The organism is Bradyrhizobium oropedii, from assembly GCF_020889685.1.
Taxonomy (GTDB): Bacteria; Pseudomonadota; Alphaproteobacteria; order Rhizobiales; family Xanthobacteraceae; genus Bradyrhizobium; species Bradyrhizobium oropedii.
The window spans coordinates 1-8,953 of sequence record NZ_JACMYO010000268.1; the positions used below are offsets into that span (position 1 = coordinate 1).

General features: G+C 60.9%; 5 protein-coding genes, 1 tRNA gene and 3 pseudogenes. 3 read left to right on the top strand and 6 right to left on the bottom strand.

Going from position 1 to position 8,953, the window contains the following annotated elements:
- Window positions 1-190: 190 nt before the first annotated feature.
- Window positions 191-265, top strand: a tRNA-Val gene (locus H8A95_RS39650).
- Window positions 266-412: 147 nt separating this feature from the next.
- Here the strand turns inward: H8A95_RS39650 and H8A95_RS39655 are convergent.
- Window positions 413-645, bottom strand: a pseudogene (locus tag H8A95_RS39655) (transposase); the annotation flags it as partial.
- Between the two features lie 434 nt (window positions 646-1,079).
- On the opposite strand from H8A95_RS39655, the pseudogene H8A95_RS39660 reads away from it, so the two are divergent.
- Window positions 1,080-1,282 (top strand): annotated as a pseudogene (locus tag H8A95_RS39660) (DNA-binding protein).
- A 1,479-nt stretch (window positions 1,283-2,761) separates the two neighbouring features.
- Entirely contained in the window at window positions 2,762-4,072 is a 1,311-nt protein-coding gene (locus H8A95_RS39665) for an NEL-type E3 ubiquitin ligase domain-containing protein (RefSeq protein ID WP_312001263.1), read from the top strand.
- A 491-nt stretch (window positions 4,073-4,563) separates the two neighbouring features.
- On the opposite strand, the gene H8A95_RS39670 is transcribed toward H8A95_RS39665, so the two are convergent.
- From H8A95_RS39670 to H8A95_RS39690, 5 genes and pseudogenes are all read right to left on the bottom strand, one after another.
- Entirely contained in the window at window positions 4,564-4,899 is a 336-nt protein-coding gene (locus H8A95_RS39670) for a hypothetical protein (RefSeq protein WP_229169096.1), read from the bottom strand.
- A gap of 75 nt (window positions 4,900-4,974) precedes the next feature.
- Entirely contained in the window at window positions 4,975-5,511 is a 537-nt protein-coding gene (locus tag H8A95_RS39675; protein WP_229169102.1) for an NEL domain-containing protein, read from the bottom strand.
- A 591-nt stretch (window positions 5,512-6,102) separates the two neighbouring features.
- Window positions 6,103-6,828, bottom strand: coding sequence for a helix-turn-helix transcriptional regulator (locus H8A95_RS39680; RefSeq protein WP_229169095.1), 726 nt, complete (start codon window positions 6,826-6,828; stop codon window positions 6,103-6,105).
- A gap of 1,072 nt (window positions 6,829-7,900) precedes the next feature.
- A complete protein-coding gene (tnpA, locus tag H8A95_RS39685; RefSeq protein WP_338028065.1) occupies window positions 7,901-8,536 on the bottom strand; it encodes an IS66-like element accessory protein TnpA in 636 nt (211 codons plus the stop codon).
- Between the two features lie 93 nt (window positions 8,537-8,629).
- Window positions 8,630-8,953: pseudogene (locus tag H8A95_RS39690) on the bottom strand (hypothetical protein); the annotation flags it as partial.

The window sequence follows — 8,953 nt, forward strand, 5'->3', positions numbered from 1 at the left end:
GCCCGAAGGCGGCGCACGCTGGCCGAACGGATCCGGGCGCTGCAGTCCCACGCCTCCCGCGCCCGTCAGCAGGGGGCCTGATTCCGCGGGGTTTGGCTTGACACCCCTACCCGGCACTTCGTAAATCGCACGCTCTGACGAAGCACCATTTCGACCGGCCGGCATCGGCCGTCGGCACGTCACATATCCCGGACGCATAGCTCAGCGGGAGAGCGTTCCCTTCACACGGGAGAGGTCCAAGGTTCGATCCCTTGTGCGTCCACCATTAATTACATTAAATCAATAGGTTATGGATTCGCCTCCCGTGAGGTGTACCCCGAAATAATTGGGGCACAATGGGGACACACGTCGCCCGCGCGGTGATTCCCGAAAATGCGCAACGAAAAAACTTCCGAAGACAATTTGGCTAGTCGCGCAGCTTGGGGATACGAAGCTCGACCGTGCCGGCGCGGGTCTCCCAGGTCCGGTCGCGGTAGCGTTGCGCTGCGCCAGACGCTGGGGGTTCTTCTCGCCGTAGGCAGCCCCGGTCTGGTTCCGCTTCAGCTCCATCAATCGCTGGGCCGCAAAGTCAATCATCTCCCGCAGCAGATCCGCGTCAGGGGTCTTCTCCACGAGCGTGCGGAGGTTCATCATCTCATCAGTCATCGGTGGTTCCTCGAATCAGGTTGGTGTCAGCAACCCGACCCTACCGGCGAACCGCCGGTGACCACCGCAAAGCCGCCCGCTACGGCGCTATGTGGGGGCGCGCGTGCGACGGCTTGGCTCTGCCGAGCTACACCATCAATGGGGACACGACTCAGCCGAGAGCACTAGCCTGCGCAACTTCCCTTTCTGGTCCGCCACGAACGCCCCGCGCAGCCTTCGATACATCGTGGACCTGGGGCCAAGCGGCGCAAGTATTTTTATTGCGCTCCGTCACGCCATCCTGCGACCATCAACGAAGCCCGACACGCCAAGTCGTCCGCGTTTGACGCGAGCGACGCAGGCTTATCGAGAATAACGTTTTTTCGTCATTCAGGGTATCAACATCGGCCATTTCGACCGTGACGTGTCGTGCGGCGGAGTGATGGAGAATACGAATGTCGGACGCCAAATTCCTTACGCCCGAGGAAGTGCTTGCACGATACGTGGCGAGGTCACAGTGGGCACGTCGCGGAGCTGGCGCGCAATGCGAATCGGACCTGCATACGTCAAGATCGGCAAAGCCGTCCTATACCCGGTGGACGAACTTGACGCATGGGATCGAAATAATCTTGTGATTTGTAGTACATCGAAGGTCTGAACGCGAACTGGCGTCGGGGCAGTTACCGTCACGGAAAAGCATCCGGTACCGACCCAACGTGCCAAATATGGGATTTGAGTATGATGACGTCCAGCAATAGCGCGCGAGTTGAGCTAGACGCCCGAATTGGTCGCAGTGACAGGATTTGAGTCTGCGGCTCTTGCTTCCGGAAAAGCGCGTCGGCCCGGACGGCCGTTCGCGGCCGAAGGCGCCGGCGTTATCGGCAAGGCGCCGCTGGTTCGCTTCGAACGGTTCCCGATCGATGTAGCCCCCATGTTGGCCGACATGACAAACTGCCAGTCCGCCCCGGCGACCCTGACAACGCTGACGCTGCCATCGGACCTGTGCTGCGTGCGCGTGCGCCCATAGGCCACGACATCGGGCGCGCAATCGTAATCGCGGAGCATGGCCCTGACGTAATGCGATAGGACTTGCCGTAAGTGCGCGCGGCGCGGTCGTAGCGTTCGGTCGTGCAGAACGGTGTGAACGAAGGTGGCGGGACACCGCGGCTCCCAGAAGGACAGGTCTTCGACGCCGGAAACAGTGACCGTATCGAATTCGCCGGCGCCAAAATTGGCATGGTATCGGCCGAGGACAAACGCCCGCTCTTAGCTGAAGCCTGACGGAAGGCATGGTCTGCGATAGATAACGGCGGCAGGGCGGCGCCAAATCGCAGCCATCTTGATCTGGCGTGTTCGAGCAGCCTGCGCGACCTGGATCCAGCGCTGTCGTTCGAGGCCAGCCCTTCATCTCACCGGATTCCAACTCCATCTGGAGGAAATACGCAGCGCCGGGTCACTGTGAGCTCGCCGCTAATCCTGAGCGCCGCCGCACGGCTCGAGAGACATCGGTGGGCGTTCGTCGGCGTATCGTTAGTCGTTCGAGGCTCGTCAGCTTGTCGACAGCTGGGCCGCGTAGCATGAGCAGCTCGACGGACAGGTCGTCTTGATTTGCTCAAATCTGACTGCAGAAAATGATAGATGGCTTTAACAAGACGCGCCCATTCGACGAGACGGATTCCCGGCGCGCGATTGCTCGGCCGGCGAATGAGGCGCGTTTCGGCGGCCGCATGGCGGCAACCGCCGTCGTTGATCGCCAGCTCCATCGTTGGTCGCTGATCACCATGTGCGCTGACAACGGCGGCGGCTTGGAGCAACACGCTCCGGCGCATTTCGCGTGAATTGCTAGGCGGAGAAGACGGCATTGATGAATACAGGACGGGCTGAGCAGGGCCCTGGAATTGCACCCGAAAGTTCCGAACGACGGCACCGGCAAGGTTGCCTATGCGGTCTCACCCAAGCTGCGGCGCAGTGGGTCGAAGCTATAACGCGGGCGGGCGCGGCCGGGCCTACCTCGTCGCAGGAGCGGACGCTCCAGGAATGGGCTGCCGAAGGGGGGCAGGACGAGAATCGGCAACAAGCGATAATACAAACGAGAGCTTGGCAAGAGGCGGGACATCTCCACGAGCCGCTCAATTTGATGTCCCTGTCCCTGACCGCCTTGCCCGCCGCACTACCTGTCGGGCTCCAGGGTCTCAGCGTCAGCAACAACCAGCTGAGCAGCCTGCCTGCCGCACTCCCGGTCGGCCTGCGGTGGCTCGACGCGAGCAACAATCGGCTAACAAATCTGCCTGGCACTCTCCCGGAGACGCTTCAGGATCTCAACGTCGGCGGCAACCGCCGGCTGAGCAGCCTGCCTGACGCCCTCCCGGCCGGGCTCAGGCGGCTTAACGCCAGCAACTGCCGGCTGAGCAGCCTGCCTGCCGCACTCCCGATCGGCCTGCGGTGGCTCGACGCGAGCAACAATCGGCTAACAAATCTGCCTGGCACTCTCCCGGAGACGCTTCAGTATCTCAACGTCGGCGGCAACCTGCTGAACAGGGTGCCTGACGCCCTCCCGTCGCAGGGTCAGACACGGGCTCTGCGGGATGCCCTCGAAAAGTGGCTCGATCGCGAGCCGGAGGTAGTGGCCGCCTGGCAGCGCTTCGCCAGCGAGCCTGGTGCCCGAGAATACGCGCTGTTCCTCGATAGGCTACGGGACACCGTGAGCTATCGCGATAACGCGTTCCGGGAGACCGTGGCCGAGGATCTGCGGCATGCTGTGACCAGGCCTCAATTGCTTGAACAGTACTTCCAGCTGGCCCTCGGAGCGACCGCGAGCTGCGAGGATCGTGTCACCTTGACCTGGAACGGCATGCAGACCGTACGCCTAAATGCTGATGTCGAGGATGGGGCTTATGACGAGCGGCTCGACAAACTCCTTCAGCAGGGCCGCGTCGCGTTCCGGTTGGATACGCTGGAGGAGATAGCCCGCGAGAATATCCGCTCGCTCCGCCGTGCTGACCCGAACGCCAACATCGACGAGATCGAGGTCTATCTTGCATATCAGACCCAGCTGCGCGAGCCGCTGGAGCTGTGGCACATCGCGCCGGAAATGTTGTTCTTCGGCGTCTCCTGCGTCACCAAGGGCGACCTTGTCGCGGCCGAGACATCAGTGCGGAACAGGGAGGCGGCGGAGTTCGGAAATTATCTGGCGACACGTTGGCAGCCTTGGGAGACGGTGGTAGGCCGCATCGCACCCGAACCGTATGCGGCGATGAAGGAGCGGCTCGCCGATGCGATGGGCGAGGAGTTCGAGAGTCGCCTGAAGCAACGGCTCGCCGATCAGGAGCTGACCGGCGACCCCGATGCCGAGCGGGTGTTCGGAGCCCAAATATTGAACGAACTCGTTCGCAAGATCAAAAGCGAGACCATGCACCAGGTGCTCGGGGACCGCGGCCTGCAGCTATGAAGTGGCTTGCCAATTGCGCGGGGGTTCATTTGTAATGCGTCCGCAGCAGCCTTCGTGCCGAAGCGCAGATGCGGTGCAAAAGCGATCGAGGCAACAGATTAAAGGCGGTGGACATTTCAGCGGAATATCTGATTGCCGAAGTCCGAACCGCGCAGTTGGCGCGGCCGAGGACAAACGCCCGCTCTTCCGCGCTCATGCCTTCGCCTTCCCGTCCCCAGCCGTAATGTCTCAGCCTTGTGCCGGTCATGAGCGTTCCCCGTGTTTCACTTCGAGAGTTATTTGAAATCGAAGAACAAGATACTCTGAACGACAGCGCTGCAGAATGAGCTCGCTCAATCGAAACACGCGCTTTCGAGAGCGAGCATGACAAGCCGGCGGCGGCGGGGCAGTTTCTTCAGCAAACGGCGCCGCAGCGGCCGCTGCACCCAGCTCAGTTTACCCGCATGGGGTGCGACCAAATGTCAGGCCGCCGCATTCCGCGCGGGTGGACATCATGCGACAACGTTGAAAGAGCTTTGGCTTGCTGAATTGCTCTGAACTGCATAGATCCGCGGTCGCGCAAACGCTGGATTGATATCGCTTTGCCACTGAAGGGCCGCCTCACAGCGCAAGGCCGCGATCTGCGAGCACCTTCTGCGTGAGCGGGACCATGATCTTGCGGGCGATTTCACGACTGATTGGACCCCGGGCTGCCGCGCGGCATCGGCGTTGCCGGTCAGGTGATGTTCGGCCAGTCGTTGCCCCAGGCGGCTGTCGAACTCCTCGCCCATCGCATCGGCGAGCCGCTGCCGCATCGCTGCATGTTCGTCGGGTGCGATGCGGCGCACCACCGTCTCCCAGGGTTGCCAACGCGTTGCCAGATAGTCGGCGAACCCCGCCGCCTCTTGGTTCCGCACCGACCTCTAGGCCCCGGCAACATCGTTCTCACTGACGTGGAAGACGTCGAGGAAGCGCATGTCCGGCGCGATGTGCGACAGCTCCAGCGGGTCCCGCAGCTGGTTTCGGTAGACAAGATAGACCTCGATGTCGGCGTTCGGGCGGCACGGCGGAAACGAACTGACGGTCTCGCGCGCGATCCCGTCCAGCGCCTCCAAACGGAACATGACACGGCCGCGCTGGAGCAGTGCGTCGAGCCGATTGTCATAGACCCCGTCCTCGACATCAGCGGTCAGGCGCGCGGTCTGCATGCCATTCCAGGTCAAAGTGATGCGATCCTCGCAAGTCTCGCTCGCATCGAGGTCCAGCTGGAAGTACAGCTTACGCAATGGCGGCCTGATCGCCGCCTGCCTCAGATCATCGCGCACCGCCTGCCGGAACGCCTCATTGCCATAGTTCACGGCGCCGCGCAGCCTGTCGAGGAAGCGCGCGTATTCCTGGGCACCCGGCTCTTCGGCGAAGTCCTGCCAGCGGTCACCATCTCCGGCTCGCCATCGGGCCAGTCCGCCACCGTCTCCGCCAGCGGCCGCACCTGACCTTGCGCTGCTTCTCCTTCCATCGAGAAGGAGACCTCCGGGCCGTCATAGTCCGGCATTCAGAGCTGCCGCCACACTCGCCAGCACCGGCTCGGGCAGGGGAGTAAATTCCAGGGAAACCTCGCACTCAGAGCTGAGCTGCGTCAACAGGGTCTCGGGCAGGCTTCTCAGTTGATTGTTCTCGACGTACAGCCGCCGGAGCCCGGCCGGGAGGATAGCGGGCGGACTGGTCAGCTGGTTGTTGCCGCTGCAGCCCGGCCGGAAGCGTCTCAATCAGCCGATCCGACACGTCATCGACGGTTACGGAGCTCACAACCTGCCGCAGCGTGAGGTTTCAATCGCTTGTCTCGACGGAGCATTTCGTCTGCAGTTTCAGTGAATAGTGCCCCGGCAAAATGTTGCAAATAGCTGGAGCAACAATCTAGCGCATGATCCGGAAAAGTGCGAAGCGGTTTTCCGAAAAGACCATGCGCAAACAAAAGGCTAAAGCGCGATGACGATTCAACCCAATCTCATCGCGCTTTAGCTAATTGGCGCTTGCTCCTGTTCGAGTCCAGTTCAAAGAACATTGAGGCGAATCGCCATGACGATCGCTTGGATCCGGCTGGTCGCCCCCAGCTTCCGCATCGCATTCTTGATGTGAAAATTGACTGTATTCTCGCTGATTTCTAGGATCATCCCGATTTCCCATGACGATTTTCCTTCTGCCACCCACCGCATGCAGGTGATCTCCCGCTGCGACAGTGCCACTTTTTTCTCACCGCCATTGTTGCAGGGACGTGCGATCTCGCCATAGGCGGTGTGAAAGTGCCAGGCCAATGCGTTGAGATGACCGATGCGATCCTGCGGATCAGCATCGTCGGACGGAGATGCAAACGACACCACAGATACCCGGCCTAGCGGCCCAAACAATGGCACGCTCATGCCATGCTTCAGGCCTGCCTCTCTGGCTTCGTCCAGTACGCGTCTCTCGTCAGGTTGAAGTTGATAATGGTCAGCGAGTTGATCCCACAAAAACGGCCGGGAAAGCATCGGCGTCCGCCGGACCACCGGATCGATGGTGTGGTACTTGCGTTTGAAGTATCGGTCGCACCAATCTGGCGGCCATTTCACGGCCACGGTCGGGGGTGGATACTCCGCCAGGCGAAGTGGCTCGACGAAATTGAGGGCACCGTAAGCAACCGCACTGAAGCCCTCCTCGGTGGCGCAGCTGACAAGAAGCTCGAACAGCGCTCTGAGCGAATGCGTTTGGTTTGCGCATTCAGTGAAGCTGAAAAGATCCATGGGCGGCTCAGTCAAGGTCGGTGTCGCGGGGTTCTATTGCGCCTGTCTCAGGCGGAGCCAAGTTCCATTCCATGACCTGAACTCCTGGGTTTCCTCTTCGTGACGTCTGGAGCGCGCGCATGCTTTCTCAGACGCCATACCCGAATTCGTTGTCCTGCCGCCAGCTCGGCTGGCGTGATCGTCTCCGTCGAACAGTTGAGATGCCGCCGCTATCCTTCCTCTGGGCTGAACGGCATGCCGCAACCGCTGCAGGTCGGGCGCTGAACCGCCCATGTAATGCCCGCACTGACGGAGATTCTCACAGTGGTTCCACCTACACTAGCAACCGATCGGAGGCGATCCGACCGTTCTAATGACCCGGCTGGCCATACGAAACAAGCAGCGCTAGCGGCTATGACGTGGGCACAGGTCGGATTGGATTGTGCGAACCCGAGGTTCGGCCTGAACGACACCCTCGCTCCGTCTGAAGCGCCAGCACGACGAGACCCGAGGCGCTGAACTTGGCGATCGTGAGCTGGAGCAGGCCGGCTCGCCCGCCGGTGTCGGGTGCCACCCGCGCGGTATCGGCATCAATGCTCTGCGTGCTATCGAAGATGACAGGGGTGTCATTTTTCGTCCCAATCCTGCGGATTGCCATCGCTTAGCCTTGGCCGAGCCTCCGCCCTTCGACGGCGTCGAGGACGCGATCGATGAGCGACACGCCACAGTCGCCGCAAGAGGTAGCCGCCGAGCATCAGTGCCCGGCCTCTGAGCGCTTCCGCCGCGCAGATCCGGTGCGAATGAATCGAAGCGGCACATCGTGGTCGCATCAGAGGCACGACGGGAGATGGGCGCAGTCGTGAGACCTGCTCGATGCAGAGGACACTTTGCATGCGCGTCTCCTAAAGGGAGAGGACCTCCGATCGGATGAGCAAGTGTCGTACCAATTATTGGGTTGGCTAAAATTCAACCGTCTAGACAAGGGCTTGACAGGACAGCGGTGGGTTCCTGTGCATCACATTGAAGCAATCGTGACATCGGGAGGAAACGCGACAGCGCCATTTACGTGAGCCGCCATACCGGTTGATCTGGATCAAAAACACTGCAGCTTTCCGCGACGGCCGACTCGAGGCGCTGTTGGCCTCAACTTCGTCGGTGCGCCACGCTTGAACTCTGATCTGAAAACACCGGACTGACCGATCGGCGACGACGACAAGGCAAATCGCGATGAGAGGGCAACCGACCGTGCATGTGCGACGGCTCGGAACACACACGCGGAGGTCAGACAGAACCGAGAGCACTGCCCTATCCATGTAGCCCGTCGCCAGCCACACCAGCACGCCCGTCGGGATCGGGATGATCGGCGCTCCAGTCCGCGAACAATTCGAACCACCGCCTCGACGTCCACGCCGGGACCGAAGACCACGCGCAGCCCTTTCGCGCTTACGATTTCGATCTGGCCTGCCTCAACAGCTTCCGTCGTTGGGGGCGTGCTCAGCACAACTATCGCAGGGACAAATGTCGGGCCGCTCGAACCCTCTCCAGCCCCATGATTGGAGGCCAACGCCTTGCGCCAATTCACCAGAAGCTGGCGTGAGATCCCGTACCGGCGAGCGGTCGCCGAAACCAGTCGTGGCCCCGCGAAGCTCTCTTCTACGATCCTGAGCTTCTCCACACTCCTCCAGCTGCGCCGCCGACCGGTCTCCACCACCTCTATGCGGCACCGCACTGTCCTTATACATATCCATAAGGACAGTCAGCTACGCTCACAATCTTTTCACAAGGCGGCCCTGCTCGGCTTACGATTACCCACATTTTTGAGTCAGAGTTTTGTTCCCGTTGCGGCGGTATCGATGAATCGCGATAATCCGCGCCACATGATCAGATTCCCTGGTGGCGGATCGTTGGCGCGGGCGAGATAGCCGCCGAGCCTGGCGATCTTGATGAGATAATGCGAGAATGTCTTTCGTTGTGTTCTGGCTGGACTCTTGTCTTTGACGACCCGATCAAGGTCAGCACAAACTCCGGTGATTTGACGGAACGATTGAGCATCGTCATCCAAAAAATGCGCCAGCTCACGATGCAGAATACCGAGATCAGATTCGTCAATCGCTGAGCAGTCCGCAATTGCAAATCCTCCGCCGTG